At 48.4% G+C, this 26,203-nt stretch carries 29 protein-coding genes and 1 riboswitch; of the genes, 6 read left to right on the forward strand and 23 right to left on the reverse strand.

Annotation, left to right across the window (positions count from 1 at the left end; all coding sequences use genetic code 11):
* Nucleotides 1-75: 75 nt before the first annotated feature.
* The 11 genes from ACFO5U_RS10565 to ACFO5U_RS10615 form a co-directional block, all read right to left on the reverse strand.
* Nucleotides 76-633 (reverse strand): sulfurtransferase TusA family protein, encoded by a 558-nt coding sequence (locus ACFO5U_RS10565; protein ID WP_377279029.1) that lies wholly within the window; start codon nucleotides 631-633, stop codon nucleotides 76-78.
* A gap of 43 nt (nucleotides 634-676) precedes the next feature.
* On the reverse strand, nucleotides 677-973 hold the full coding sequence (locus ACFO5U_RS10570) for a rhodanese-like domain-containing protein (RefSeq protein ID WP_377279030.1): 297 nt from the start codon (nucleotides 971-973) through the stop codon (nucleotides 677-679).
* 18 nt (nucleotides 974-991) lie between these two features.
* Nucleotides 992-1,357: a rhodanese-like domain-containing protein gene (locus ACFO5U_RS10575; RefSeq protein ID WP_377279031.1), complete on the reverse strand. Its 366-nt coding sequence runs from the start codon at nucleotides 1,355-1,357 to the stop codon at nucleotides 992-994.
* A gap of 30 nt (nucleotides 1,358-1,387) precedes the next feature.
* Nucleotides 1,388-1,867: a DsrE/DsrF/DrsH-like family protein gene (locus ACFO5U_RS10580; RefSeq protein WP_377279032.1), complete on the reverse strand. Its 480-nt coding sequence runs from the start codon at nucleotides 1,865-1,867 to the stop codon at nucleotides 1,388-1,390.
* Between the two features lie 161 nt (nucleotides 1,868-2,028).
* Nucleotides 2,029-2,289, reverse strand: a complete 261-nt coding sequence (locus ACFO5U_RS10585; RefSeq protein ID WP_377279033.1) for a metal-sensitive transcriptional regulator — start codon at nucleotides 2,287-2,289, stop codon at nucleotides 2,029-2,031.
* Nucleotides 2,290-2,450: 161 nt separating this feature from the next.
* Nucleotides 2,451-3,569 (reverse strand): MBL fold metallo-hydrolase, encoded by a 1,119-nt coding sequence (locus ACFO5U_RS10590; protein WP_377279034.1) that lies wholly within the window; start codon nucleotides 3,567-3,569, stop codon nucleotides 2,451-2,453.
* Nucleotides 3,570-3,603: 34 nt separating this feature from the next.
* Nucleotides 3,604-3,990 (reverse strand): DUF302 domain-containing protein, encoded by a 387-nt coding sequence (locus ACFO5U_RS10595; protein WP_377279035.1) that lies wholly within the window; start codon nucleotides 3,988-3,990, stop codon nucleotides 3,604-3,606.
* Between the two features lie 150 nt (nucleotides 3,991-4,140).
* Nucleotides 4,141-5,520 (reverse strand): SLC13 family permease, encoded by a 1,380-nt coding sequence (locus ACFO5U_RS10600; protein WP_377279036.1) that lies wholly within the window; start codon nucleotides 5,518-5,520, stop codon nucleotides 4,141-4,143.
* An 11-nt stretch (nucleotides 5,521-5,531) separates the two neighbouring features.
* Nucleotides 5,532-7,034 (reverse strand): tripartite tricarboxylate transporter permease, encoded by a 1,503-nt coding sequence (locus ACFO5U_RS10605; protein ID WP_377279037.1) that lies wholly within the window; start codon nucleotides 7,032-7,034, stop codon nucleotides 5,532-5,534.
* A gap of 15 nt (nucleotides 7,035-7,049) precedes the next feature.
* Nucleotides 7,050-7,508: a tripartite tricarboxylate transporter TctB family protein gene (locus ACFO5U_RS10610; protein ID WP_377279038.1), complete on the reverse strand. Its 459-nt coding sequence runs from the start codon at nucleotides 7,506-7,508 to the stop codon at nucleotides 7,050-7,052.
* 66 nt (nucleotides 7,509-7,574) lie between these two features.
* Nucleotides 7,575-8,582: a tripartite tricarboxylate transporter substrate binding protein gene (locus ACFO5U_RS10615; protein ID WP_377279039.1), complete on the reverse strand. Its 1,008-nt coding sequence runs from the start codon at nucleotides 8,580-8,582 to the stop codon at nucleotides 7,575-7,577.
* Nucleotides 8,583-8,808: 226 nt separating this feature from the next.
* Here ACFO5U_RS10615 and ACFO5U_RS10620 point away from each other — a divergent pair, with 226 nt between their 5' ends.
* Nucleotides 8,809-9,021 (forward strand): hypothetical protein, encoded by a 213-nt coding sequence (locus ACFO5U_RS10620; protein ID WP_377279040.1) that lies wholly within the window; start codon nucleotides 8,809-8,811, stop codon nucleotides 9,019-9,021.
* 491 nt (nucleotides 9,022-9,512) lie between these two features.
* Here ACFO5U_RS10620 and ACFO5U_RS10625 read toward each other — a convergent pair whose 3' ends face one another.
* The 8 genes from ACFO5U_RS10625 to ACFO5U_RS10660 all read right to left on the reverse strand — a co-directional run bounded on the left by ACFO5U_RS10625 (nucleotide 9,513) and on the right by ACFO5U_RS10660 (nucleotide 17,058).
* On the reverse strand, nucleotides 9,513-10,181 hold the full coding sequence (locus ACFO5U_RS10625; RefSeq protein ID WP_377279041.1) for a response regulator: 669 nt from the start codon (nucleotides 10,179-10,181) through the stop codon (nucleotides 9,513-9,515).
* The gene (locus tag ACFO5U_RS10630) at nucleotides 10,181-11,773 is read right to left on the reverse strand and encodes an ATP-binding protein (RefSeq protein WP_377279042.1); all 1,593 of its coding nucleotides are present in this window, start codon (nucleotides 11,771-11,773) and stop codon (nucleotides 10,181-10,183) included. The genes ACFO5U_RS10625 and ACFO5U_RS10630 overlap by 1 nt, the downstream gene beginning before the upstream one ends.
* A 152-nt stretch (nucleotides 11,774-11,925) precedes the next feature.
* On the reverse strand, nucleotides 11,926-12,372 hold the full coding sequence (locus tag ACFO5U_RS10635; protein ID WP_377279043.1) for an OsmC family protein: 447 nt from the start codon (nucleotides 12,370-12,372) through the stop codon (nucleotides 11,926-11,928).
* A 19-nt stretch (nucleotides 12,373-12,391) separates the two neighbouring features.
* Entirely contained in the window at nucleotides 12,392-13,330 is a 939-nt protein-coding gene (locus tag ACFO5U_RS10640) for a carbohydrate kinase family protein (protein WP_377279044.1), read from the reverse strand.
* Nucleotides 13,331-13,524: 194 nt separating this feature from the next.
* Nucleotides 13,525-14,355 (reverse strand): MetQ/NlpA family ABC transporter substrate-binding protein, encoded by an 831-nt coding sequence (locus ACFO5U_RS10645; protein WP_377279045.1) that lies wholly within the window; start codon nucleotides 14,353-14,355, stop codon nucleotides 13,525-13,527.
* A 12-nt stretch (nucleotides 14,356-14,367) separates the two neighbouring features.
* The gene (locus ACFO5U_RS10650; RefSeq protein WP_377279046.1) at nucleotides 14,368-15,039 is read right to left on the reverse strand and encodes a methionine ABC transporter permease; all 672 of its coding nucleotides are present in this window, start codon (nucleotides 15,037-15,039) and stop codon (nucleotides 14,368-14,370) included.
* Complete coding sequence (locus ACFO5U_RS10655) at nucleotides 15,029-16,042, reverse strand: methionine ABC transporter ATP-binding protein (protein WP_377279047.1); 1,014 nt, start codon at nucleotides 16,040-16,042, stop codon at nucleotides 15,029-15,031. Before ACFO5U_RS10655 ends, ACFO5U_RS10650 begins: the two co-directional genes overlap by 11 nt.
* Before the next feature lie 69 nt (nucleotides 16,043-16,111).
* Nucleotides 16,112-16,217: riboswitch (SAM riboswitch) on the reverse strand.
* Between the two features lie 46 nt (nucleotides 16,218-16,263).
* Nucleotides 16,264-17,058, reverse strand: coding sequence for a carbon-nitrogen family hydrolase (locus ACFO5U_RS10660; RefSeq protein ID WP_377279048.1), 795 nt, complete (start codon nucleotides 17,056-17,058; stop codon nucleotides 16,264-16,266).
* A gap of 85 nt (nucleotides 17,059-17,143) precedes the next feature.
* On the opposite strand from ACFO5U_RS10660, the gene ACFO5U_RS10665 reads away from it, so the two are divergent.
* On the forward strand, nucleotides 17,144-18,316 hold the full coding sequence (locus ACFO5U_RS10665) for a pyridoxal phosphate-dependent aminotransferase (RefSeq protein ID WP_377279049.1): 1,173 nt from the start codon (nucleotides 17,144-17,146) through the stop codon (nucleotides 18,314-18,316).
* 34 nt (nucleotides 18,317-18,350) lie between these two features.
* Here the strand turns inward: ACFO5U_RS10665 and ACFO5U_RS10670 are convergent, their stop codons facing one another.
* Together ACFO5U_RS10670 and lepB are read right to left on the reverse strand one after the other, a co-directional pair.
* The gene (locus ACFO5U_RS10670; RefSeq protein WP_377279050.1) at nucleotides 18,351-20,621 is read right to left on the reverse strand and encodes a purple acid phosphatase family protein; all 2,271 of its coding nucleotides are present in this window, start codon (nucleotides 20,619-20,621) and stop codon (nucleotides 18,351-18,353) included.
* Nucleotides 20,622-20,890: 269 nt separating this feature from the next.
* A complete protein-coding gene (gene lepB, locus ACFO5U_RS10675) occupies nucleotides 20,891-21,412 on the reverse strand; it encodes a signal peptidase I (protein WP_377279051.1) in 522 nt (173 codons plus the stop codon).
* A 162-nt stretch (nucleotides 21,413-21,574) separates the two neighbouring features.
* Here lepB and ACFO5U_RS10680 point away from each other — a divergent pair, with 162 nt between their 5' ends.
* Nucleotides 21,575-22,480 carry an acetamidase/formamidase family protein gene (locus tag ACFO5U_RS10680; RefSeq protein WP_377279052.1) on the forward strand — a complete coding sequence of 302 codons (906 nt, stop codon included), beginning with the start codon at nucleotides 21,575-21,577 and terminating at the stop codon, nucleotides 22,478-22,480.
* A gap of 92 nt (nucleotides 22,481-22,572) precedes the next feature.
* The gene (locus ACFO5U_RS10685) at nucleotides 22,573-23,592 is read left to right on the forward strand and encodes an SEC-C metal-binding domain-containing protein (RefSeq protein ID WP_377279053.1); all 1,020 of its coding nucleotides are present in this window, start codon (nucleotides 22,573-22,575) and stop codon (nucleotides 23,590-23,592) included.
* A gap of 33 nt (nucleotides 23,593-23,625) precedes the next feature.
* Here ACFO5U_RS10685 and ACFO5U_RS10690 read toward each other — a convergent pair whose 3' ends face one another.
* On the reverse strand, nucleotides 23,626-23,838 hold the full coding sequence (locus ACFO5U_RS10690; protein ID WP_377279054.1) for a hypothetical protein: 213 nt from the start codon (nucleotides 23,836-23,838) through the stop codon (nucleotides 23,626-23,628).
* Nucleotides 23,839-24,181: 343 nt separating this feature from the next.
* On the opposite strand from ACFO5U_RS10690, the gene ACFO5U_RS10695 reads away from it, so the two are divergent.
* Nucleotides 24,182-24,700, forward strand: a complete 519-nt coding sequence (locus ACFO5U_RS10695) for a DUF421 domain-containing protein (protein WP_377279055.1) — start codon at nucleotides 24,182-24,184, stop codon at nucleotides 24,698-24,700.
* A gap of 8 nt (nucleotides 24,701-24,708) precedes the next feature.
* Here the strand turns inward: ACFO5U_RS10695 and ACFO5U_RS10700 are convergent, their stop codons facing one another.
* Nucleotides 24,709-25,185: an acyl-CoA thioesterase gene (locus ACFO5U_RS10700; RefSeq protein WP_377279056.1), complete on the reverse strand. Its 477-nt coding sequence runs from the start codon at nucleotides 25,183-25,185 to the stop codon at nucleotides 24,709-24,711.
* Between the two features lie 139 nt (nucleotides 25,186-25,324).
* On the opposite strand from ACFO5U_RS10700, the gene ACFO5U_RS10705 reads away from it, so the two are divergent.
* A complete protein-coding gene (locus tag ACFO5U_RS10705; protein ID WP_377279057.1) occupies nucleotides 25,325-26,173 on the forward strand; it encodes an AAC(3) family N-acetyltransferase in 849 nt (282 codons plus the stop codon).
* Nucleotides 26,174-26,203 lie beyond the last annotated feature (30 nt).

Consider the following 26,203-nt stretch of genomic DNA (forward strand, 5'->3'; position numbering starts at 1 on the left):
TCAAAAAAATTTAATGTTTCTATTTTTCAAGCTTGTTCCATAGAAACTTCCGGCTTGGCGCCAGAACTGGCCCGATTACTCGGTTTTGCCAGTCCAATCACGCATGCCTGGTACAACATTGTATAAGTTTTTAAAGCCTTTTTTCGCCATCATATCCCCAGCGACTCCGCTTCTGCGGCCTGAGTAGCAAATGATATAGATTTCTTTATCTTGCTCCAATTCGTCCATGCGGGATTCCACTTCACCAAGCGGAATGTGCTTAACGCCAGGAATATGCGCTTCATCGTATTCTTCCTGTTCACGGACATCCAGGATGTTCAAGGCTTCTCCGCTTTCAAGGCGAGCTTGGAAATCGGCAAGCGATACTTCAGGGATTTCGATCGTCTCTTCCACTTCACTTACGCCGTCTTTGCGCAAATAATGGATCAAAACGTCTCCTTCTGTTTCCGTGCCGATGTATTCATGGCCTGAGCTTTTCGCCCATGCTTGCAAATCGGCTGTTGAACCTTTATCTGTCGCCTGGACTTCCAATACTTCACCCGAACCCATATCTTTCATCACTTTTTTTGTTTTCACGATTGGCATCGGGCATGCAAGCCCTCTAGCATCCAATACTTTATCTGTTTGAACCATTCATCATTCTCCTCCTTTTATGCATCTGTCCCTATCGCCGAAATTACTCAGTGTCGCCTTCCCAATCCAACATGCCGCCATCCATATTGATGACATTATAGCCGCGCTCTTCCAATAACCGGCTGGCCATGCCGCTGCGGTTGCCGGAACGGCAGATCATAATATGCTCTTTCGATTTGTCGATATCCTGCAAACGGAACTCTAGCAGGCCGAGTGGAATATTGACGGCTCCTGGAATTTTTCCTGCAGCGACTTCTTCGGTTTCGCGCACATCGATCAGTGATGCCTCGGGATTGTTTTTGATGAATTCCTGTACTTCTTGTGTAGTCATGCTTTTCATGGTAAATTCCTCCTCAATTTATCCGCGGTAACTGCTCATTCCGCCTCTTATATTCACTACATTGGTAAACCCATTTTTCTTCAGTAATTGGCTCGCTCTGCTGCTGCGCATGCCGCTTTGGCAAATGACCAGTGTTTCTTTGTCCTTTGACAACTCATTAACGCGTTTCGGCAAATCATTCAAGGGAATGTTCTTGAAGCCTTTGATGTGGTTTGCTTTGAATTCCGCTGGCGTTCTGACATCGACGTATTGCTTATCCTTCTTGCCGAGTTCTGCTTTTAGTTCGTCTGTAGACATCGTTTTGATTCCTTTTGCCGGTGCAGTAAAGCGGGAGATGACAAAATACGCGATAATCCCGATTGCGACCCAGAGTAACCATTCCATCCTCTACTTCATCCTTTCCACTTTTAGGGGTTAGATAAACAAGTTGACGTTGCCGTCTTCTGCATCGCCAAGGTAAGCCGCGACTCCTGCATAGACGATATCATCGAGCAATTCTTCCTTCTGTAAGCCTAAAAGATCCATCGTCATCGTGCAAGCAACCAATTTGATGTCTTGCTCTTGCGCCATTTCAATCAGATCCGGAAGCGGCATTGCGTTATGCTTTTTCATGACTTGTTTGATCAGTTTCGGGCCCATGCCACCGAATTGCATATTGGAAAGCCCAAGTTTATCAGCGCCACGCGGCATCATTTTTGAGAACATCGCTTCAAGACGCCCTTTTTTGATTGCTGGCGGATTTTCTTTGCGAAGTGCGTTCAATCCCCAAAATGTGTGGAAAATGGTCACTTCGTGATCATAAGCGGCTGCTCCGTTCGCGATGATGTATGCTGCCATCGCTTTGTCATAGTCTCCGCTGAAAAGTACAATTGTCGTTTTCTTTTGTTCTGCCATTGTGTGAATTCCTCCAGTAATTACCCATAGGGGTATTATATTGATCCAAAAAAAAGAACGTTTTAAAGTGGCGCCGCACTTCTTAATATACCCTATAGGGTATATTAAAGCATCCATTACACTATGTCAACAAGAAACATCTTTTTTCTTTTTAGCTTGCTTTAACGGCTTTTAACAAGCAGCTCGACGGCTTCTTTCACGACGTCTTCTGTGCTCTCGCCTTTTTCTAAGCTATCACGTACGCAAGCTTGCAAGTTTTCACTGACGATAACACCGATTGTCCGATCCACTGCGCTTCTGACTGCAGAAAGCTGGGTGACCACATCACGGCATTCTCCGTCCGCTTCCACCATTTTAATGACGCCGCGCAATTGGCCTTCAATCCGCTTGAGGCGATTTTCAATCTTTTTATCGTATTCCATCCTACTGGCCTCCTCTTCAAACTGAAGTTGTTATGGCTTTATATTATACCCCGTTGGGTATAATGTCAACTAAACAACTCATCACTATTTTTATATATGATTAGCTCTTAGTTTAACATGGAAAGCCCCCATATATAATGAGGGCTTTTACTAACTCTTTATTAAACTGCACAATTGTTCGGGCCGGTTTCCATTTCTTTTTGTTCATCTTCAGACGGGGTGATTTTTCCCATATTCGTTTTGCGGATATCTTCATAAGCGTTCGGCTGTTCTTTCAAGTTTTCCGTCACCCGTTTGATGAAACCTTCTTCATCGTCAATATTGAGTCCTTCGTTGCGTTCATACAAATCGCTGAGCTTTTTGTGGACGCTGCCGTCTTCGTTCATTTCCTGTATGTCGGCGTAATGGGCAGGCAGGACAATCAGTTCTTTCGACAGATTGCCATAGCGCTCATAAAGGGTTTCGTGCAGATCCTCTGCCCAATCCGTCGCCTTGCCGGCAAGGTCTGGCCGACCGATTGATTCGATGAACAAAATATCGCCTGTCAGCAAATATTCATCGTCGACGATAAATGAGGTGCTGCCGATCGTGTGGCCCGGTGAGTAGAACGCTTTGATTTTCACCTTGCCTACTTCCACGGTTGTTCCATCTTCAACTGGCTCATACCCAAACATAACTTCATCTGCATCTTCCGGCGGCAAATGATATTGCGCACCGAATGATTCGGCCAGTTTTCGGCCTCCGGAAATGTGGTCTGCATGCAGATGCGTATCCAACACATGGGTGATTTTTGCCGAATGCTCTTTTGCGAAGCTTTCATACGGAGCAGTCATTCGCGCCGCATCGATAACCGCTGCTTCGCCATCCGACTCTACTAAATACGATAGGCAGCCTTTTCCTATACGGACAAATTGATAGATGGCGCCTCCAGTTTTCAAGTCCCCAATTTTCACCGGCTCTAATTGCTCACTCCATGAAGCCATCCCGCCTTCAATCGAAATGATGTTTTCAAACCCTTGGTCTTTTAAATACTCCGCTGCTTTTTTCGACGTATTGCCTTTTGCACACATCGTATACAATGGCTTTTCCTTCGGCAGTTTGCTGATTTCATCGCCGCTTTCTTCTATTTCATTGAACGGAATATTATGCAGTTCAACCTGGCTTCCTTCTACATGCCAATTCTCCACATCTTCTTTGCTGCGGACATCGAGAATGGCAACAGGTTCGTTGTTCATCACTTTTTCTGCAATTTCTTCAGCAGATGTAAATTGGACTGTCATGTAAAGATCCCTCCATTAATGGTTTTTTCTGAACTTAAGCAGTCCGGTCGATGCAAGCGATTAAACGCTTTTCGATATCTTCAGCTACGCTGGTCAATTTGCCGCCTTCTTCAGCCATACCGATCAACGATGTCGGCTTCGGCATGCCGATCTTCGTTTCTTCGCCTTCTTTATATACAACGATTTTACATGGCAGGAAATAACCGACCATCAAGTTTTCAGAAAGCACCGTATTCGCTTCTTTCGGGTTGCACACTTCGAGAATTTTGTACGGCGTATCAAAGTCCTGGCCTTTTTCCTGAAGCTTCGCCGTCAAATCGAAATTCCATAAGACGCCGAATTGCTCTTCTTTCAAGTTTTCCTCGAGCGATGTGACTGCTTCATCCACTGACTTGCTTGTTGTAACGGTATAATCAAACATATTTTTGCCTCCTCTTATGATTAATGCCTCTACCCATACCCTACCCCCTATATTTCGTACTAAACATATACGTGACGCGTCCAGATACGAAAAGCCAGCCCTAAAATCAGGACTGGCTTGCTATTAGGAAAGGCATCAATCCACTCATTGTCACCAAATGAAGATAGCAAACACACTGGCGATGCAAGTGAGCACAACACTCGAATAGGTGCCGATGAGCAATTGTTCTTTTTGCGTAAATGCGCCTTTTTGAAATGCCAGAAAAGTTGTCGGCGAATGGATCGGCAAGATCGTCACTCCCCCGACAATCATGATCAATAAAAAGGCCATCGCCAGAACCGATAACTCGAGCTGTCCTGCAAAGCTCATAATGATGGGAAAAATTACGATCATGGAAGTGGAAGGGACAACAAACAAAAATCTCAACAGGAAAATGATCATGGCGACAAAGATGATGTTCCCGGCATCCCCCATCCCCTCAGGCAACAGCTGGATCAATTGGCTCGCAAGGACACCGGCCGTTCCATTTTCTTCTATTAAATAGCCGAGCGAAAATGACGCCCCGAGCAGCAGGAAGGTTTCCCAATCATATTCCCGCACAAGCTGGTCATCAACGAGTCCATTAACCGGCAACGCATAATAAGCCAATAATAGGAAAGGCGCGACAATCAGCGGAATCTGCTCCTGGTCGATGACGATCCAGCTGATGATCATGGCGATAAACGGGACAATGACCCACCAAAACCGCTCAGGCAATCGCGTGGCAGGAGTGAATTCCATCTGTTCCATGCGCCGAACTTCCCCATTTTTTCGCTTGAAAAAGAACCAGACGCCGAAGCTGATGATAGCCAGTGCAATCCATAGCGGTGGTGCAATCCTCAAAAACCAGCCGAGCCAGGAAATTTGCACGCCGCCGAAATCTCTGAGCAGCTGCGCTGCGAGTATCGGAAAGCCGCCGCCGGTGAAAACAATCATTGTCGAGTTTTGGTTCATCATCCCGATAACGTACAAGCTGAATTGCCGAAAGACGCTGCGTTCACCGAGTTCAAAACGGTCATTCACTTGTTCGATGATCGGTTCAAGTATCCGAAAGCGTGCCACAGCGGAAGGCAGCAGGATCGGCAAAAAGGTGATCAACAAAGGCAAGCCGATGAGCAATCGCTGTACTTTTCCCTTGCTCACTTTTAACAGGATCCCGACAAACACTTGGTCGGCGCCCGCTTTCACCAATACTTTCGACACCAAAGTCAGCGCCAAAATAAAATAAAGCGCATCTGATAGAAAACCGGCAAAAGCCTGCTCCGGCTCTTCCGTTAACCGGAAAAGCAGCAGCAGGCCAAGAACCAAAAGACTCGAAGCGGCAAGCGGCATGACACTTACAGTCCATAGACTGATTGCGATGCCGAGCAATAGCAGCGTCAACTTCTGGTCAGTAGTGTAAGCATCCATCCAGCCGAACGCCCACAATAGGGCAAACCCGCCAGCGAGCAATAAAGCAAGAACGCGCGGCACAAGCTTTGAGTTTCTCACTTTCTCACCCCTTAACGTTGTTTAGCAGCCAGTCTATTGCCTCTCCATTTCAAAAATGCAGGTACTAGCAACGACAGCAATGAAATGATAATTAATGAAAGCGGCAGTGGGCTATTGACGAATATGCCCAAGTTGCCGTTGGAAATGGTCATCGATTGACGGAACGCCTGCTCCATCATGCCTCCCAGGATAAACGCCAAAATGAATGGCGGTGCAGGGAACGAGAATATTCGCATGGCAAACCCAAGTGCACCGAATACCAGAAGCATGTACAAGTCAAAGACATTAAAGCTGATCGAATAGACGCCAATCAAACTGAACATGATGACGAGTGAAATGAGCAATGGGCGTGGAATGCTCAAGATTTTCGCTAAATATGGAATAAGCGGTAAGTTCAAGATCAATAAGAAAATATTGCCGAGATACATCGAGGCAATGATGCCCCAGAAAATTTCAGGACGGTCCGTCATGAGCAGCGGGCCGGGCTGGACACCGAGTACGAGAAACGCCCCTAGCATGACAGCCGTTGTACCGGACCCTGGAATACCAAGGCTCAACAGCGGAACGAATGCACCGCTCGTCGCTGCGTTGTTGGAACTCTCAGGTGCCGCGATCCCTTTGATCGACCCTTTGCCGAACTCTTCAGGGTTTTTCGCAATGCGTTTTTCAAAAATATAACTGATGAACGACGCAATCGTCGCACCGGCACCCGGCAAGACGCCGAGCATAAAGCCGACGAACGACTGGCGGCTGACCGGTCCGCTCATTTCTTTTAAATCTTGTTTGGACAATCGCAAGCTGCCCAGTTTTTGATCGTCGCTCAAGCTGCGGTTTTTCCGGTTCAACACGAGAATACATACTTCCGCTACGGCGAATAGGCCGAGCGCGATGATCAGGAAGTCGAAACCGTCAAATAAGTTGACATTGCCGAACGTAAAGCGTTGTGTTCCAGTTTGCGGATCGATTCCGATCGTGACGACCATGAATCCCGCGACAGCGGCAATCATTGCCTTGATCGTCGAGCCTTCAGACAAGCTCGATATGGCGGTCAAGCCCATAAACATGAGTGCGAAATAAGCAGGCGGCCCGAAAGAAATGGCGACACTCGATAGCGCAGGCGCCAATAGCATCAACAGTACGACCGACACTGTACCACCGACGAACGAAGCGATCGCCGCAATGGCAAGTGCTTTGCCGGCCTGGCCGTTCTGTGCCATCGGATAGCCATCGAAGGATGTAGCAACTGTCCCGGAAATCCCCGGTGCATTCAACAGAATCGAAGAAGTCGATCCGCCGAATACCGCTCCATAATACACACCCGCCATCATGACGAGTGCAGGCGCTGGATCCATTCCATATGTAATCGGAATCATGATCGCAATGGCACTGATCGGGCCGAGCCCTGGCATCATGCCGATTAAGGTACCGACAATGACGCCAATTAATACGAATAAAATTCCTTCAAGACTTAAAGCAACTTGAAAACCGGTCAATAGACCTTGAAACGCATCCATATGGAAGCTCCCTCCTTAAATTGGCAAGATGCCGCGCGGTAAATTGATTCCCAGCGCGAAAACAAAGATGGTGTACATAACAACCGGGAACAGAAGGGAGACCAATACGTTTGTCTTCCATGCTCTATAACCTAAAAACCATGAACAAAAGAATATGAACAAAATCGTCATAATGACGAAGCCAACGAGTTCAAATAATAAGATGTATAAGAAAATCATTGCGAATACGGCAGCAAGGACGCCGAATTCTTTTTTCGGGATATCGCGTTTTTTCTTTTCCGCTTCTGTTTCTACTGCCCGTGAAAAGAATAATAGCACCGCCAATATCATCAGCAGGATTCCGAGTCCTTTCGGAATGACATCCGCATCTATCGGGGCATATTGATAGTTAGGCAATTGAAAACTTAAATACAAATAGATGGCCGCGACTACGAAAAGCAGCAGTCCCAATCTCTGGTTTATGCTTGCAAGCAAACGAAACGCCTCCTTTTTACTGAAAAGAGAGAAACCGAATGCATAAGATCCGGTTTCACTTCCCACTTATTGTCCTAGCCCGATTTCCTCAAGCAAAGTTTGGATTTCTTGTTTTTCATTGTCGAGGAACTCGCTGTACTCTTCACTGCCCATGTACATTTCGTTCCAGCCATACTTCTCGCGTACTTCCGCGAATTCATCAGATTCACTTAGCTCCTGGAATTTTGCTTCGTAGTAATCGACAGCTGCCTGGTCCATGTTCGGTGGCCCAAAGAATCCGCGCCAGTTGACGAAGCTTTCATCAATGCCCTGTTCGATCGCAGTCGGGAAATCAGAAAGTACTTCCCCTTCCATACGCTCTTCCGCTGTAACGCCAAGCACTTTGATATTGCCTGCGCGCACTTGTTCAATTGTTTCGCCGACGCCTGTCGAGAAAACATCCACAGAACCGTTGAGAACAGCCGTCAACGCGCCACCTTCTTGATCAGATACGTATTTGATTTGAGTTGGGTCTACGCCAGCTGCTTTTGCGATGCGGACAAACTGCATATGATCCATGCTTCCCGGTGCAGATGTGCCGATAACTGTCACGCTCTGCGGATCGTCTTTCATTTGATCGAACAAATCATTCAAATCTTCGAATTCACTATCTTCACGTACAGCGAACGCGCCGTAATCAGCGATCATATTAGCCAGCGGTGTAAAGTCTTCGTGGCCATGTTCCGACTGGCCGTTGAGTGGAACGAACATGAGCGGTGGAGATGCGACGAACATGCTATGCGGGTCGCCTTCTTTACCGTGAACATAAGCCCATCCGATGGCTCCGCCTCCGCCTTCCCGGTTGATGACGGTCATGTTTTCTTCGATGAGGCCGGTTTCACCGAACACACGCGCGACTTCACGTGCTGTCGTATCCCACCCGCCGCCAGATCCGGCTGGTGCCACAAGTTCAATTGTTTTTGATGGTTCAAAGCTTCCGCCTTCCCCACTCGTGCTTGCCGTATCATCAGAGCCACACCCTGCGAATGCGAGAGCGCTTATAGTTACCATCGATGCAAAGACCGTTTTTTTCATTTTGTTTCCCCCTTAGTCTGATTATGTTTCTTATGCTCCGAAGTATAACTCGGAATTTTCAGAATGTAACCGTTTGCAAAATAAGCTGTATAAAGGATTTTGTGTACATTTTGTTCATAAAGTTCACGATAATGAAAAGCAAAGAGTTTATTTTGCTTCTATTCCTTTAATAGGAAGAGATAGGGAATTATGCTATTCTGTATATCATAATGAGGAGGTTTAACCGATGAAGCCCAAATGGTCCATTTCTGCAGTTCAATTGACCGTTCTTCTTGGCCTAGCCGCCGTTTTCGCTGTTGCTCTCGTATTTGCCGCACAGTCTTATTTCAGTTATGTCGAAGTGACCGAAGCGGCTGATCGTTGCTACGATTCGGGAGGCTTGCCCGTCATCGAAAAAAGCGGCTGGCAAATGACTCATTTCGAATGCAAGATAGATTAGTTCCACGCAAAAAAAGCAGCTTCCTGTTATTTAGGAAGCTGCTTTTTCAGGCTGTCGAGTAACACCAAAGAATCGTATTTTCCGAAGCTTACCACTCGCTTTCCTCGGGGCGGGAATCAAGCCTCCTCGTCACTTCGAAACCAAACCCTTGTGCTCCCACATCTGCATAGCAGATGTGTCGCAAAGGAATGAGCGAAGCTTCGCTCATTCCTTTCCTGCGGGGTCTCTCAAACCCGCTGATCCCGTAGGAAAGATAAGGTCGAACACCGTGAGATCTTATCTTTGCGAAGTAATGCGCAGCATTATTGAGCAGATGGTTTTACGAGCGGACGCTTCTCCAAACACTTAGATAGCTCTCTTAGTTGTTGATGTAGTAAAAGTATCTACTTTATTATATTTATAGAAGTTAGCTATCTTGTTCCAACTCTGAAAAAGCAGCTTCCTGTTATTCAGGAAGCTGCTTTTTTTGTTTGCCGGTAATGAAGGTCGCGTTATTTAACGAAATACTGTCTCTCAGGACGTCCGACGATGCCATAGCCGAGCTCTGCGTAGCAATCGCCTGTCGATACCAAGTATTCCAAATACCTGCGGGCAGTCGTGCGGGAGGCGCCCATTTCCTCGCCCATTTTTTCTGCCGTGATGCCTTCTTTATAATTCAGCAATAGCTTTTGTACTTTTTGCATTGTCAACGGATCGATGCCTTTGACGACAGGCGCTTCCTTTTTAACAGCAGTAACACCGAACAGTTCGTCCAAATACGTTTGGTCGACTGTATCTTGCTGCGAAAGCCGCTCTTTATCTTTTCGGTATTTCTCGATGGTCGATGTAAATTGCGCAAGTTGTGCAGGTTTCAAGATGATGCCCTTGACCCCTTTGCGCAGCGCCGTTTCAATATACTCACGTTCGTTGGCAGCCGACACTAAAATAACGTCGGTATCAGGACTGTCCTTGCGCAGCTCATCGATCAATTCGATTCCGAGGCCATCCGGCATATAATTATCCAACAACACGAGATCCGGTTGATGCTTTCTTACAGCTGACAGCGTCTCACTGCAATCTTTCGCCTTCGCCAATAGTTCCACGCCATTGATTTTCGCTAAAAACTTTTCATGTACTTCCGCTACCCGAAAATCATCTTCTGCAATAACTACACGCAGCATCATGCCACCTCCATTGATTTTTTCGGCAAGAAGACGCTGAACACCGTGCCGCGCTCCAGTACTGAATCCACTTCAATCCAGCCGTTCAAGTCTTCGACCGCTTGTTTGACGATCGCTAATCCATAGCCTCTGTCCGCTTTTTCAAGTTTCGTGGAAAAGCCCTGGACAAAAACTTGATCCAAATGCTCTGCCCGGATGCCCCGTCCGCTATCTTGTACTTCAATGACCAAGTCATTGCCGATATCGGTGATGAAAAAGGACACTTTTTTTGTTCCGCTCTTTTCGACTTCTTCAATCGCATTATCGATCAAATTGCCGACGATATGAATCACTTTCGATATATCGACATGAGGCGGCAATTGAGCAAGGGAGCTATTTTCATCCACTGTCAACTCGACTTTTGCTTCGGACGCTTTGCCCATCTTGCCAAGCAGGATAGCTTGGACTTTTTTATCTTCGATATGGTTCAACATATACTTTGTCTGCTTTTCATGCTGCACCGTCTCTTCTTGGATCAACTGCACCGCCGCCTCTGTTTCCTCGAGTTGCAGCAGGCCGGAAATGGCATACAGTTTATTGGCGTATTCATGGGTTTGCGCCCGCAAGCTTTCCGAGTACTGATGGATTTCCGAAAGTGTCTCGAGCACTTCCTGCACTTCCGTTTTTTCTCGGAATGTCGAGACAGCTCCGACCATATCGCCGTGCGCGCGGATCGGTTTCTGATTGACGATAAAGACCGTTCCGCCGATCAGAATTTCTTTGTTTCGCCATGAATGGCCGGTAGAGAGCGTTTCCTTCATCCGCAGCTCCGGCAATATATCGTCGATTGACTTCTGCAAAAAGCTTTGGTCCATCGCCAGCATTTTCTCCGCAGAACTGTTCAATTCGGTGATGCGCCCCTCGTTGTCGATGGCGATGACACCTTCGATGATCGACGACAATAACGCTTCCCTATCCTGGTACAAACGGGATATTTCCCGCGGCTCCAGCCCCATCGTATCTTTTCGGATGTTCTTGGCCAGCAGGATGCTGCCTAAAATTCCGATGGCCAGCGTCAGCAGGCCGAGCCACATGACGTCCAATACATTGCCGAAGATGATCTTGTCGATATCTTCGACCATATAGCCGACAGATACGACGCCGATGATCCGGCCGTCCCCGTCATAGATCGGAGCTTTGCCGCGTAAGCTTCTGCCAAGCGAACCGAACGCTTCGGAGACATAGACCTTTCCATCGATCAGCGCTTGGTCATTGTCGCCACCGACCATTTTTTCACCAATTTTATCCGGATCCGGATGTGAATAACGGACACTCTCGGTATTGCCGATAACGATGAATTCCGCACCTACTTGCCTACGTAAATACTCGGCAATCGGCTGGATCAGAAGTGCCGGCTCCTCGTCGTCCATCGCCTCGACAATTGTCGGCATCACCGAGATTCCAATTGCTGTTTCCTGTGCGCGCTGGCCGATGTTTTCTTTAATGTCGGCGATTTCCTGATAGCTCAGGATGCCGCCGAACAATAGTGTGGTCAAAAGTACGAGTGATGTACTCAGCAAAATGATTTTTGTCTGCAGCGAAAGTTTTTTCATCCAACTCGTCTCCTATGGTCTATTTTCATTAGCTGTAGTCTACCATATCGCGAAACGCGCGGAAGAAAAAATTCTTAGAATCATTAAAAAATAGCCTATTTATTGCTTCACTAAAAAAATCCCCTTCTCCACTCGGAAGAAAAGGATTGCCGTCATGTTTTAGTGATCGTCGCTTCAAGTTCGACTTCAATATTGCCTTGGATCGCACGCGTAATCATGCAGGAAGACTCCGCTTTTTCTGCGAGCTTTTGTGCGAGTTTGAATTCTTTGTCGCCAGCGTCCGCCGCAAGCACAATTTGCGGACGGTGAATGATTTTTTTGTATGTGATGACGCCATTCACCACTTCGACGATGCCTTCAGAATCCATCGTCAACGACTCTTTGGGCAGCCTGCTGCGTTCCATCATCGCCGCGAGTGTAATGATATAGCACGTCGATGCCGCTCCGAGCAGCATTTCGTCAGGATTGGTCCCGACACCCGGCCCATCCATTTCGGACGGAATCGATATTTGCGTCTTTAAATTCCCCGATTCGATTGTCCCGACATCATTGCGGTTGCCAGGCCAATCGGCTTTCAAATGAAAACTATGCAAAGCCATTTCATTTCCCCCTCTTAATCTATTGCCATTCTTCTACATCTTCCATGCGCGGCATGGCCGTGATCGCCCCGGCCCGTGTCGCGCATAAAGCGCCGAGCCGATTGCCGAACGTTGCACATTCGACCAATTCCTCGGCGGTCTTCGGCATGCCCTTCAAGTGAATCTGGCGGATGATCCCCGCCATAAACGCGTCTCCGGCACCGGTCGTGTCCACCGGTTTCACCGGCACGACCGGCACATGGATGGTCTGTTCTTTAAAGACCGCGTGTGTGCCGTGTTCGCCATCCGTCACAAAAACGAGGGGCAATTTATAATCGTTCAACTTGTCGATGCCTTCAGCAAGCGTCGTGGTTTCCATTAAAAACAATAGCTCCTCAACCGTCAGCTTCAAAATATCCGCTTGCGGCAAGAAGCGCAATACGGTTTGACGGCACAATTCTTCACTTTCCCAACGCAGCGGCCGGATATTGACATCGTATGAACATAAGACGCCGTATGTTTTTGACAACTCGACGGCACGCGCTGTCGTTTCGCGGGCGTCCTCGTGAAACAAAGTACCGGAACAAAAATGAAATAGGCTGGCAGCTGCAAATGCTTGGTCCGCCAGTTGCTCCGCCTGCACTTGGAGATCCGGCGTCTCGTTATCATAAGAAGCAAATACACGATCATTCGTTTCCGTCAAATGGATATAGACACCGCTGATGCGTTTTTCTTTATGCCGGATGGAATGCGTCATATTGACACCTTCCGCCTTGAGCGCACTACAGAAAAATGCTGAAATCTCGTCTTCTCCCGTCACCGTGATAAATTCTGACGGCACACCGAGGCGGCTAACCCCAGCAGAAACATTGACAGTCGCGCCCCCAAGGTAGAGATCAAATAAATCGTTGTTTTTAGTGGTGGCGATATAGTCGACAAACGCGTCGCCGTAAATCAGGACGTGCTTGGCAGTTCCCATAATCTTCCCCCTCTTCCCGAAAAACCTTTCTCGCTGCATAAGACACAGGAGAGCGGTTCAGTGGAACTCATTTCCCCTATTATTTCAGCCTAAAACAGACAGGGCAAGAAAAAAGCCCGGGAATGACACAATAACACCGTTTCCGCCCAAAAAAATAGCCGGAGAAAATGATTTTCTCCAGCTTGCTTCTCTCTTTATTCAGCCATCCACGCGGGCTTGCCGAACCCTTCGAACTGTTCGTCAATCACGGCTTCAAACTCATCGGATTCAACGATTTTAATCAAGTCGGCCGCCAGTTCGCTATCTTCATTTTCGGCTGAGACGGCCACTACATTGCGGTATTCATCCGGCATATCTTCCAGTGCCAGCGCATCGAGCAAATCCATATCAGCGGCGAGTGCAAAGTTTCCTGGAACCGCCGCAAGATCTGTGCCTTCAACAGCGCGCGGCAATTGCCCCGCTTCAATCGGCTGGAACACCAAGTTCTTCGGATTTTCCGTCACGTCGCGCTCGGATGCTTGCAGCACTTCCGCTTCCGGGTCGAGTTCGACGAGTCCTTCATCCTGCAGCATGAGCAATGCGCGCGCGCCGTTGACCGGATCGTTCGGAATCGCGATAGTCGCTCCGTCGGATACCGCATCAAGCGAATCGAATTCGTTCGAATAAATGCCCATAGGCGCGGTCGGCACGGTAATCAAGGCACTCAAATCCATATTGTTTTCCGTTTCGAAGTTTTCCAAGTAAATCGTGTGCTGGAATAGGTTGGCATCAATTTCCCCGTTATTCAATGCATTGTTCGGCTGGATATAATCGCTGAATTCAATCGTTTCGACCGTATAGCCTTTTTCTTCAAGGGCCGGAACGATCGCTGCGTTCAGCATATCGCTGTAGGGGCCTGCCGTTGCGCCAAGCTTGATGTCTTTTGACTGTTCCCCGTTTTCTGCCGTATCCGTAGCCGTTTCGTCTGTGCCGCAAGCAGCTAATGCAAGTGCGCTCGCTGCGACAAGCCATGCAAATTTTTTCATATCATTCTCCCCTTATCGTTTATCCAATTTTTTGGCTGTAAAGTCGCCTGCCTGTTGAATCAATTGAACGAGCACAATCAAAATGACCACCGTGACGATCATGATCGTATTATCGTAGCGGTAATAGCCGAAACGGATCGCCAAATCGCCGATGCCGCCGCCACCGACAACGCCAGCCATTGCCGAATAGGCAATCAAGCTGATGACCGTAAGTGTAATGCCTTGAATGATGCTGGCCTTAGCTTCCGGCAACAGCACATCCTTGATGATCATCCACGGAGTGGCGCCGACCGCGATGGCCGCTTCGATGACGCCTTTATCAATATCCCGCAATGCGGTTTCCACGATGCGCGCGAAAAATGGAATCGCCGCGACCGATAAGGAAACACTGGCTGCCACCGGCCCGATTGTCGTTCCTGTAATCGCTTGTGTCAGCGGGATGAGTGCGACGAGCAAAATGATGAACGGAATCGACCGGACGATGTTGACGATAAAGCCGATGACCGAATTGACCGGCCGATTTTCCCAGAACAAGCCACGGTCCGTGATGAACAGCAGAATGCCCAGCGGCAAGCCAACGACCAGCGCGACGCCGAGTGAAATGCCGATCATGACGAGCGTCTGGTAAAATGCCACTTGGATTTCAGGCCATAGATCGATGATTCTTTCCCATTCAATTCCCATGACCCATCACCTCCACTATCGCTTTGCGCTGTTCTAAATACGTAATTGCCTGTTGTATGTCCGTTTGTCCGCCTTTTAGTTCCATCACAAAGATCCCGAGCGGCCGTTCTTGGATGTATTCAATCGCACCGTGCAAGAAATTGCCTTTCACCGAATAGCTTTGCAGCATATCGGAAATGATGCCTTGCCCGGCTACTTCTCCTTTAAACAATACTTTGATGATCGTCCCGTCGCATTTTTCCAGGATTTCCTCCGGCACGTTAAACGATACGACACTGGAGATGAATTCTTTGGTCAACGCGGTTTTCGGTTCTGCAAAAATATCGTAGACGCTGCCTTCTTCAATGACACGCCCGTTCTGCATGACCGCCATCCGGTCGCAGATCTCCTTGACGACGTTCATTTCGTGCGTGATCAAGACGATCGTGATATTGAGCTTGCGGTTGATGTCTTTCAATAACCGCAGGATCGACAAGGTTGTATTCGGGTCAAGCGCTGAAGTCGCCTCATCGCATAACAAGACAGCCGGGTCGTTCGCGAGCGCACGGGCAATGCCGACGCGCTGCTTTTGCCCGCCGCTGAGCTGTGCCGGATAGACGCCGCGCTTATCGGTCAAGCCGACCATTTCCAATAGCTCATCAACGCGCGGGCCGATTTTTTTGCTCGGCGTCCCCGCTGCACGAAGGGCGAATGCAATGTTTTCAGCGACCGTCTTTTGACTGATCAAATAGAAATGCTGAAAGATCATGCCGATTTTCAAGCGCGCTTTCCGCAATCCTTCGCCGCGCAGTTTCGTTAAATCCTGCCCGCCGACCGAAACAATCCCCGAGGTAGGACGTTCGAGCAAATTGATGCAGCGGATAAGGGAACTCTTCCCTGCACCCGAATAGCCGACGATGCCGAAAATTTCACCGGTCTTCACTTCGAGGCTGACATTGTCTACGCCCGTGACAGAGCCGTGCTTCGTTTGATAGGTTTTGCTTAGCTGTTCGATTTGAATCATGTTGTCCACTCCCCCAGGCAAATAAAAAATGCCTCTTTTATCAAAAAGAGACATCGAAAGTTAAATTCCGACTTATCTTTCAGAATGATTGCCATTCTGCAGGACTTGGCACCTTCCCGCATTGGGGGTTGCCGGACGTCATCGGGCCTTTACCCTCGGTCTCTCTTGATAAGCATACGTATTTGGTTGTTTTCAATCTTACGCGCCACTGCAGCCGCTTGTCAATGCGATTTTTCAAACTTTTTGTACAACGGGACGCGCCGGTCATCGAATACCGGGATGCGCGTGCGCACCTCGTCGACTTCTGAAAGGTCGATGTCGGCATAAGCGATGCCTTCAATGCCGCCCATATCTAGCCGGACTTCTCCCCACGGCGCAATGACCATCGAATGGCCGCCGAATTCATTTTTCGGGTCGCTGCCGATGCGATTGGCGGCGATGATGAAGCATTGGTTCTCGATGGCACGCGCCTGCAGCAGGATGCGCCAATGATCGATGCGTGCCGCCGGCCATTCGGCAGGGACGAAAATCGCTTTCGCCCCGTTGAGCGCCTGTGCGCGCAGCCATTCCGGAAAGCGGATGTCATAGCAAATGACGCCGCCGAAAGTCTCGCCATCTAGTTCGAACGTGCCGAGCGATTGTCCTTCTTCGAGGTGGATATGCTCATCCATCAACCCGAAGCGGTGCGCTTTATCATACTCCGAAACGAGTGCACCCGTATTGTCGACCACATACATCGTATTGTAAAAACCGTCCTGTTTCTTCGTCGACACTGAGCCGCCGACGATATGGACGCTATGCTGTTTAGCAAACTGCTTTAAAAAATCGACCGTCTTGCCGTTGCCGTCCGCCAATTGTTCAAGCTCCTTCAATGCATAGCCGGTGTTCCACATTTCGGGCAGCACGATGACATCCGCACCGTTTCCGGCAGCTTCTTCCAAATATTCTTTGACATGCTGAAAATTCGTTTCCGGTTTTCCGAACGCAATGTCCATCTGCACACAAGCGATTTTCATATTCTCTCCCCCTGTAGACAGTTTAGCTTAAACTCTATAAGATTTAAGATAGAAGTGCAATTATTTAGAAAATGAGGAGGATTTCATGGACTTTTCAGATCGCTTACAAAATCTTCCGGATCAATTTTTCGCCTTGCTTGTCGCAAAAACGGCAAAAGCTGTCGATGAAGGACGCGATGTCATCAATTTCGGCCAAGGCAACCCGGATCAGCCGACGCCTGCGCATATTGTCAAAGCCATGCAACAAGCGGTGGCGGATCCCCAAACCCACCGCTACTCGCCGTTTCGCGGGCTTAGTTCATTAAGAAAAGCCGCTGCGGATTTCTACAAAAAAGAGTACGATGTCGATATCGATCCGGATTTGGAAGTTGCCATTTTGTCCGGAACGAAAATCGGCTTTATCGAATTGCCGCTTGCGTTGCTGAACCCGGGCGATTCGCTGCTGTTGCCGGACCCGGGCTACCCTGATTACCTGTCAGCCGCACCGCTGGCGGATATCGAATTCGATTTAATGAAACTTAAACAGGAAACCGGCTATCTTCCCGATTATAACGATGTGACGGCCGCCGCAAGAGCACGAGCCAAATTGATGTACTTGAACTACCCAAACAACCCGACAGGCGCGACAGCAGACATTGCGTTTTTCGATGAAACGATCCAGTTTGCCAAAGAAAACGGCATCGGGGTCGTGCATGACTTTGCCTATGGCCGCATCGGCTTTGACGGCGAAAAACCGGTCAGCTTCCTGCAGTCAAAAGGCGCCAAAGACATCGGCATCGAAATGTATACATTATCCAAAACGTATAATATGGCCGGATGGCGCATCGGCTTTGCGGTCGGCAATGCCAAAATGATCGAAGCACTCAACATCGTCCAAGACCATTTGTTCGCCGGCATCTTTCCGGCCGTTCAGCTGGCGGCTGTAGAAGCATTAAACAGCAGCCAGCAATGCGTCGAGGAACTGAATGCATTATACGAGAAAAGGCGCCAGACGCTAGTGGATGAATGCCGCCGGATCGGCTGGGAATTCGACGCGCCGAAGGGATCGTTTTTTGCCTGGCTGCCTGTCCCGGAAGGCTATACGAGCGTCGAGTTCTCTGACCTGCTGCTCGACAAAGTCGACATCGCCGTGGCGCCGGGCAGCGGTTTTGGCCCTGGCGGAGAAGGCTTTGTGCGCGTCGGCTTACTGGTCACCGAGCAGCGCATCGCAGAAGCCATGCAGCGCATCGAGAAGTTAGAGCTTTTCACTAAAAAATAAAACAAAAAAAAAGAAGGCATTGCGCCTTCTTTTTTTATTTTGTATTGACTACCAATTCCATGTCCCAATACAAATCAGAGCTGAAACGGTCGTCTTGGTGCACTTGGGCTGAAAGTACATTCCTTCCGTTTTTCAGCTGCGATAAGGCGGTTTCGTCCAGGTAGATGCGCTCGATCTTGCTTTCACTGCCGTAATATTCGTCCATCACCGCTCCCTGGTAATCTTCAAAACCAAACTCGCCCTTCTCCGGCATGTTAAAGCGCATGATTTCCTCACCATTCAAATACAGGATGACCCCATCGTCCACCCCGAACTCCACGTAGCCGCGGTTCCCGATATCGTCTGCTTGTTCAACATCGAATTCTGCCCTGAAATAAGTCAAAGCAATTTTGTCGTCCTCATCCGATCCGTACCCGATGAGCGTTCCGACTTCACCGAACTCCGGACGCTCTTCATCTTCCGGGAAGCCAAGAGGCGCTGAACCCCTCTCCCAATCACCATCATCGAATTCAGCAGATCGCCACGCTGTGCCTTGGTCGCTGCCATCATCCAAATAGCGCCAATTACTGCCCCTGGCCAATAGATCGATTTCGTCATGATCGACCAGCTCAAGCTCGATGACATTACTGTCCCAAATTCGATCTCCGTCGACGATTTCTGCGTAGACCTCCACTGTTCCAGCCGCGGCATTTTCAGCTAGCTCCACAACGCCGCCTTTTATTTGAACGTCGTCACTGTCAGTCCGGAATGTAATCGATTCAGCAAGTATATCGTATTGCCCGCCTTCGACATTCTCTCCTTCGACCGTCAATGCCACTTGGGGATAAAACGTATTGTCTGTGGTCGCCAAAACGGTGCTGTTTGCTGTCAGTTCCACTTGTTCTAAAGCCGGAACGATCGTTTCGATGGACGAATCCTTGATAATCTCATACTCGTCGACCAACTCTTCCGTATCCGTCCGGTAGGTTTGGAAACTTAAGCGCTCTGGTTCCACACGAAAGCTCATGTAAGTGGGCGCTTCCCATTGTTTGCGTACTGCAGAATACGGCTCCCGTTCCGGCTGCATGTTGTAGAACTTGCTGCCACTCGCCGTGCTGCCGGTGATATACACCGTGCCATGCGGATTGATCAATGCCCCGTCTTGCACCATATGATTTTTCAATACTTGAAAGTTTTTCATTTGATAAGTCCGGACGTAGGAATGGTCATGCCCCATCAATACTGCATCAAATCCGATTGCATCAATGGCAGGAACCAACTGGTCACGCAATTCCAATACGAACTCACTTTGCGAGTGTGCAGCTGCACTATAGATCGAATGGTGGAAAATGAGGATTTTCCACTTCCACTCTCGGTCTGCAGTAGCTTCCATCGTTTCTTCCATGAACTGGATGTGCTCTTCAGGGTTCAAGCTGTTGGAATTTAAATTCATGAACAATGTATCGCCGTAGGAAAAGTAATAATTGCCTCCCGAATTGTCATAATTGCCAAGTTCTTTGTTTTCATTCGGCACATTGAAATGAGACGAGTAATGGTAAGTATTGTCGTGATTTCCAATGGTCGTCGCTGTCGGATAATGACGCAGCGGCCGAGGAGCAAAATAAGCCGCATATTCTGCTTCGGAATCACGGGCATCTACCTGATCGCCAGCCGACACTATAAAGCTGCTGTTCGGCGTGCGTACTGTGGCTTGCTGCAAAGTCTTTTCCCATGCTCTTCTGTCCGCTTCTATATTGCCGGATGCGCCAATTTGCGGATCAGCGATCATCACAAATTCATAGGACTCCGGGTTTTGTGTTTGGAAAAGGAAGGCGTCCGTCCAGTTGCCCCGGCCATTTCCTAAGCGGTACAGATAATGCGATTCACTGTCCAATCCCGTAATTACCGCTTCATGCGCAGAATAACCAAACGTCGCATTTTTCAGCTGTGCCTCAACCGTAACTGCAGCAGTTTCCGGAAAGATTTCGGTTCCGGCTGCCACTTTCGCATACTGCACTTGGCCTGCTCGCCACGTACTCGGTGCATACCAAGAAAAATTCATTCGTGACTCATCACTCCCCGGTGCAAAAGCAATGTGCGTTGCCGGATAGACATCGTCTTGTTGCCGGGAGTTCAATCCTCCATCCATAAATAACAGGGAGTTCGCCAGGTGCGAGTGGTAAACTTGGCGCTGCCCTTCCATAAGGCTGGAGGCCATATCTATTTTGCCTGGCGCTGCCTCCACTGGCTCTGAGTCGTCTAGCAGCGAGATCCCGAGCAGCAGCATCACCAAGCAGCAATATTTAACCGACATTTTCAGGGTCATGTTAATCCCTCCGGTCATTAGGAGAACTTTTTTTAATATTCAGTATTTAAATTTTAACATAATTCAATAGAACTAAAAAGAATTAAAATATGAACATTTAGAACCAATATAATTAAACAGAACTTATTCGTAATTTTTTGCACAGCAACTTTCTCGTCTAATCTTTTTGGGTAATCATCTAGTTCTAGACGGTTCCAAACTAAAAAAACGCTTTCCTCAACAACCTCAAGTGGTTGCAGAAAGCGCATCAGAACTTGCGTCACATTATATCAATCGACAAAACCGAAATGCGCTAGCGGCGCAAAGCGGAATTTCACTTCCCCGATCACGTGCTGTTCTTGAATAAAACCGAGCACGCGTGAGTCTGTGCTATTGTTGCGGTTATCTCCGAGCACATAATAACTGGCGGAAGGGACCGTGAATTCACTCGCGTAACCATGATACTCCTCAATAAATGCGCTGTCGGCTTTGTGCAGATACGGTTCATCCAATTGCTGGCCGTTCAAATAAAGACGGCCTCCCGCCATTCGAATGCTGTCGCCCGGAATGCCGATAACACGTTTGATAAAACGAGTGCCGTCAGGGGCGAAAAAGACAATCGTATCGAAGTTTTCAATTTCCGTGATTTTTCCGAGCAGCAGTTTATCATTTTCGCTATAACTAGGCTGCATGGAGCCTCCCTCAACCACAACGGGCTCAAACAGGAACTGGCGGGTACCGAGCAGGATCAGTGCCGTCAATAACAGGACTTTCATCCACGCGAGCATTTCTTTGACTGGTTCTTCGTTCACTGCTTCCCCTCCCGCTCCATGTTTTCTTTTCCCTTATTTTACTACAGCCTTCAATCGCTTGCACTCGGAGTTTCGTTGCTCGATAATAAGTCTATATGCGTTGAAAGAATTATCAGACATATCCCGTTAGAGAAAGCTATTAGACAAAAAGGAGTGGTACTGTTGAAAACCTTGCCAGCACAAGATGTCATTTACGCCTTTTCTAAAACCCACGAGCCGAGTCTACACGTCGCTAGTGGAGAAACCGTGAAAATCGATACATTCGATTGCTTTAAAAACCAAATTCAATCGGAAGATCAGGAAGTTTCCGCCATTGACTGGGATCAAGTAAATCCAGCCACCGGCCCAGTCTTTATCGAAGGTGCAGCTCCAGGGGACATCTTGAAAGTGACGATCGAAGAATTGGAGATCGGCGAGCAAGGTGTCATGGTGACAGGCCCCGAACTTGGCGTCATGGGACACCGCATGAAAGCGATGGAATCTAAAATCATCCCCATCAAAAACGGCAAAGCGCTCTTTAATGACCGTCTCCATCTTCCGCTCAATCCGATGATCGGCGTTATTGGCGTCGCACCTGAAGGCGAACCGGTTTCCTGCGGCACACCGGGCGCGCACGGCGGCAATATGGACACCAAACTGATTACCAAAGGCGCGACCCTCTATTTCCCTGTCGCAGCTGAAGGGGCCTTGTTTGCGCTCGGCGATTTCCATGCAGCGATGGGCGACGGAGAAATCAGCGTTTCCGGCATTGAAGTGCCCGGCAGCGCGACCGTCCGTTTCGAGGTCATTAAGGGCAGCCGTTTGAAACATCCTTTGCTGAAAAATGAAGACGGATTAGCGTTTCTCGTATCGGCGATGACCTTGGACGAGGCCGTGTCTACCGCAGTCGAGGAAATGATCGACTTGCTGCAGCCTCAAAGCGAGTTCACGGTCAGTGAAATGACGATGCTCATGAGTGCCGCAGCCGACACACAAATCAGCCAAGTGGTCGATCCGCTTGTCACCGCCCGCTTCTTTGTTCCGAATCATGTGCTCGACGGGCTGGGCTTTCAATTGTTTAAAAACTGAGTGAGCATGACTTGAAATGGCGTCAGAATCGTCAGACTTTTGAGCGCCGAAAGATTTTATGTTACACTCAAGAAAAAATGTAGGTGATTAGAATGGTAGGAAGAAATGATCCTTGCCCTTGCGGCAGCGGAAAGAAATACAAAAAATGCCACGGGAAACAGCAAACAGTTTCCATTAATGATCTGGTGAATGAAGAGCTGTTCCAAGTCAGACAGCAATTCTTTTCGGAAAACCCGAACCGCGATCAATTAACGGACTTCCGTGAGCTTCAACAGGAATGGCAGCCCCGTTTGATGAAATCAATGGCGGAAAACGATGCACAAGCGTTTGTCATCGAAAATTTCCTGTTCATGCAAAAGCCGGAACTATGGAAAAGTTTCCTGGACAAGCACATCGAACAAACTGCGCGCCCAACGACGAAAGAAGTCTTGGAGCAATGGCCAAACTTCCGCGTGTTCCTCGGCCAAATGGTGTCGGGCAATACTGAAAAAGCGGAATTGAAAGATGCTTTCACAGGCGAAACATACGTCATGGCGGACCAGCCGCCGACTGACATGGAAGAAGACCAAGGACTTCTTGCAATTCTTCTGCCGGATCCACGCGTCGGCGAACAAGGCATTTTGTTCTTGAACGGTTATTTGACGATTGTCGGCAAATTCCAGCCGTTCTATGAGCAACTTCAAAAACGCATCGATGAAAAAGGCGCAACTTTAAGTGAAGACTATTTGCGCGAGCACTATCTTGAAGTGGTGGAACATATCGTCCAGTACTCCACTGGCAGCGTAGAAGAAAGCATTGAGCTGTCTCCTGAACACCAGTCTGTTATGGATGAATTGAACAAGCATATCGCTGAGGCTGATTTTGACGATGAAACCGTCTCGAATGTGACGAGCATCCTCAATAGCTATTTGGTCAGCCAACAGCCGACTGTCCAGAAACCGGAAGCACTTGTCGCCGGCTATTGGCGTTTCCTGCAAGACCATGAACTGATCCAAGGCCCGATGCTTTCCGCAAAAGACTTGAGTGAAAAGTTCGGCGTTTCGTCCAGCACGATTTTGAAGCGCTCTAAAGAGTTTGGTTCTTATTTCGAAGAACTGCTCGCTAAAAAGTAAACTTTTAAAGCACCGGGCTTATCTGGTGCTTTTTTATGTGCCATTTTTCCTCCTGAACGTAATGAGGATATATAACAGGATTCCCGAAACCGCAAAAAATAAATAAATACGCCAAAATGGGGCTTTCAGCCAAGCGGTATCAATAAACCCGAGCCCGCTATTCAGTACAGTAATGAGGAATAGCGCACTGCCCAAGAAAAATACAGCCAAGCCTAACAAACGGAAAAAATGAAGAACTGCCATCACATCTCACCTCTCCTTGCACATCATTGCTGGTACTATTCCCGAAATCAGGCCGATTGAACACATGATGCGCTTTCTTGGCTGTTCACTGTCAAACGCTATGCAAATGACAAGATTTATTCGAAAATAAAAACTATCCACAAGCCACTGTTTGATAAGAACGTTTCGAGGGAAATGGCACAATAATTGGGGAGAATCGGTAGTTATGCACAATATTCAATAAAATTCCGTGGGTTATGTGAGTAAATATTGCAATTCACTGCCGATTTTTAATAAAAACAGACTTATCCACATGTTGATAAGATAAACTTATATTAGATAAAACCCAAAAAAGGAGCACAAGCGAATGTTTGAGATTACTTGGGACAGTTTTATCCGCATCGTCACTGTAGGCGTGTTGGCTTATATCGGTTTACTGATATTTTTACGGACTTCTGGCAAGCGCACGTTAACAAAACTAAATGCCTTTGACTTGATCGTTACAGTAGCTCTCGGTTCCACGCTTGCCACTATATTATTGGACAGCAGTATCAGTCTTTGGGAAGGCTTGACCGCTTTTGCCGTTCTGATCACCCTGCAATACTTGATCACGTTTACCGCCGTCCGCTCTAAAGGATTCAACCAATTGATCAAATCCGAACCGCGGCTTGTATTTCTTGAGGGTGAGTTTTTGACACAAGCGATGCGCAAAGAACGCATTAAAGACATTGAAATCATGCAGGCAATCCGCAATTCAGGGGAAGGTGATTTGAAAAACATCCAAGCCGTCATTTTGGAAACGGACGGGAGCATGTCAGTCATTTCAAACAAAGCAGGCACGGCACTCGCCAATGTTAAAGAGGAAGTAAAAAAGGATCCCCTTTAGGATCCTTTTCATCTTGGCGTTTTGACACGATTTTTCCGGTATTCACGGCGCGCTGGAGCGGATTCGAAAAACAGCTTCTCGCCTTCTGTTTCCGGGTAGACCGCTGGAACGGGGGTCGGCTTGCCGTCGTCACCGATTGCGACGAGCGTCAGAAACGACTCCGTGGTCAAGCGCTCTTCCCCGGTTTCCAAGTTGATCGATTTGACGCGGACATACACTTCCATCGACGTTCTGCCGGTCGAAGTGACATTCGCTTCCAATTCAAGCACATCCCCAACTTTTGCCGAAGACATGAAATCAACCGAGTCGATCGAAGCCGTCACGACGACGTGGCGCCGCGCATGTTTCATCGCTGAAATACCTGCCACTTCGTCGATATAGGCAAGCACTTTCCCGCCAAAAATCGACTCCATGTGATTGGTATCCGGCGGCAGCACCAATTTGGTCTGGATCGTCCGCGATTCACTCATAGCTCTAGCTTCCATTGTGCATCACTCCTCTCCTCCGCCATTCCCGTTATCGATAAACTTCAATCAACGGGAATTTCATGGCTCAGCGAAACGGGATCAAGAAAAATCTAACCAGCTGCTCTATGGTAAAGTGGAAAAAAGGAGGAATAACATCATGTCGGACCTTTTTCAAATACTCAATACACCGGAATTCCAATCGAAAGAGTCGTTGAAGCGGCAATTGCAGGAACTTGGCATTGCAGCTGGAGACCAGCTCATGGTCCATTCCTCGCTAAAATCGATCGGCTGGGTTGCAGGAGGCGCTCAGGCAGTCGTTGAAGCGCTCATGGAAGTGCTGACACCTCAAGGAACGCTTGTCATGCCTTCGCAGTCTGCCGATAACTCCGATCCTGTCTATTGGATGGCACCGCCCATTCCAGAAAACTGGCATCAGCCGACGCGCGACCACATGCCCGCTTATGATCCCGATTTGACGAATATGCGCGGCATGGGGAAAATTCCGGAATGCCTTCACCGCCATCCGGCAACAAGACGCAGCCCGCACCCTGCACATTCCTTTATCGCATGGGGACGCTATGCAGCAGAATGGATGCGTGAACAGCCGCTTGACGATTCTTTTGGACCCGCTTCCCCGCTCGGGAAAATGATGGCGCAAGACGTTAACATACTGTTGATTGGCACAGGGTTCGACTCCTGCACCGCACTTCATTATGCCGAGTTTGCACAAGACAACCGCACCACATCGCCGCAAGGAGCTGCGATGTTCGTCGACGGGGAACGGCAATGGGTCGCATACGATTGCGTCGATATGGATTCAGAACGGTTCCCGGAAATCGCGAAAGATTTTCCAGGGCAAGTCATTGAAGGATCGCTCGGCCAAGCGGCAATCAAGCTGGTCGCCATGCAGCCGCTTGTCAACTTCGCTATCGGCTGGCTAGAGGCTAACCCTGCACCATTAGACCCGACAAGCCACGACACTAGCGAAAAAGCGGAAAGAAAATAAGCTGAACGCCGGAAGATTCCGGTGTTCAGC

Origin of the sequence: Planococcus dechangensis (genome assembly GCF_042654465.1) — a bacterium.
Classification (GTDB): domain Bacteria; phylum Bacillota; class Bacilli; order Bacillales_A; family Planococcaceae; genus Planococcus; species Planococcus dechangensis.

Coding starts and splice junctions, on each gene's coding strand:
- ACFO5U_RS10565 (WP_377279029.1), bottom strand. CDS start 633: ATGGTTCAAACAGATAAAGTATTGGATGCTAGAGGGCTTGCATGCCCG.
- ACFO5U_RS10570 (WP_377279030.1), bottom strand. CDS start 973: ATGAAAAGCATGACTACACAAGAAGTACAGGAATTCATCAAAAACAAT.
- ACFO5U_RS10575 (WP_377279031.1), bottom strand. CDS start 1,357: ATGGAATGGTTACTCTGGGTCGCAATCGGGATTATCGCGTATTTTGTC.
- ACFO5U_RS10580 (WP_377279032.1), bottom strand. CDS start 1,867: ATGGCAGAACAAAAGAAAACGACAATTGTACTTTTCAGCGGAGACTAT.
- ACFO5U_RS10585 (WP_377279033.1), bottom strand. CDS start 2,289: ATGGAATACGATAAAAAGATTGAAAATCGCCTCAAGCGGATTGAAGGC.
- ACFO5U_RS10590 (WP_377279034.1), bottom strand. CDS start 3,569: ATGACAGTCCAATTTACATCTGCTGAAGAAATTGCAGAAAAAGTGATG.
- ACFO5U_RS10595 (WP_377279035.1), bottom strand. CDS start 3,990: ATGTTTGATTATACCGTTACAACAAGCAAGTCAGTGGATGAAGCAGTC.
- ACFO5U_RS10605 (WP_377279037.1), bottom strand. CDS start 7,034: ATGGATGCGTTTCAAGGTCTATTGACCGGTTTTCAAGTTGCTTTAAGT.
- ACFO5U_RS10615 (WP_377279039.1), bottom strand. CDS start 8,582: ATGAAAAAAACGGTCTTTGCATCGATGGTAACTATAAGCGCTCTCGCA.
- ACFO5U_RS10620 (WP_377279040.1), top strand. CDS start 8,809: ATGAAGCCCAAATGGTCCATTTCTGCAGTTCAATTGACCGTTCTTCTT.
- ACFO5U_RS10625 (WP_377279041.1), bottom strand. CDS start 10,181: ATGCTGCGTGTAGTTATTGCAGAAGATGATTTTCGGGTAGCGGAAGTA.
- ACFO5U_RS10630 (WP_377279042.1), bottom strand. CDS start 11,773: ATGAAAAAACTTTCGCTGCAGACAAAAATCATTTTGCTGAGTACATCA.
- ACFO5U_RS10635 (WP_377279043.1), bottom strand. CDS start 12,372: ATGGCTTTGCATAGTTTTCATTTGAAAGCCGATTGGCCTGGCAACCGC.
- ACFO5U_RS10640 (WP_377279044.1), bottom strand. CDS start 13,330: ATGGGAACTGCCAAGCACGTCCTGATTTACGGCGACGCGTTTGTCGAC.
- ACFO5U_RS10645 (WP_377279045.1), bottom strand. CDS start 14,355: ATGAAAAAATTTGCATGGCTTGTCGCAGCGAGCGCACTTGCATTAGCT.
- ACFO5U_RS10650 (WP_377279046.1), bottom strand. CDS start 15,039: ATGGGAATTGAATGGGAAAGAATCATCGATCTATGGCCTGAAATCCAA.
- ACFO5U_RS10655 (WP_377279047.1), bottom strand. CDS start 16,042: ATGATTCAAATCGAACAGCTAAGCAAAACCTATCAAACGAAGCACGGC.
- ACFO5U_RS10660 (WP_377279048.1), bottom strand. CDS start 17,058: ATGAAAATCGCTTGTGTGCAGATGGACATTGCGTTCGGAAAACCGGAA.
- ACFO5U_RS10665 (WP_377279049.1), top strand. CDS start 17,144: ATGGACTTTTCAGATCGCTTACAAAATCTTCCGGATCAATTTTTCGCC.
- ACFO5U_RS10670 (WP_377279050.1), bottom strand. CDS start 20,621: ATGACCCTGAAAATGTCGGTTAAATATTGCTGCTTGGTGATGCTGCTG.
- ACFO5U_RS10685 (WP_377279053.1), top strand. CDS start 22,573: ATGGTAGGAAGAAATGATCCTTGCCCTTGCGGCAGCGGAAAGAAATAC.
- ACFO5U_RS10695 (WP_377279055.1), top strand. CDS start 24,182: ATGTTTGAGATTACTTGGGACAGTTTTATCCGCATCGTCACTGTAGGC.
- ACFO5U_RS10700 (WP_377279056.1), bottom strand. CDS start 25,185: ATGGAAGCTAGAGCTATGAGTGAATCGCGGACGATCCAGACCAAATTG.
- ACFO5U_RS10705 (WP_377279057.1), top strand. CDS start 25,325: ATGTCGGACCTTTTTCAAATACTCAATACACCGGAATTCCAATCGAAA.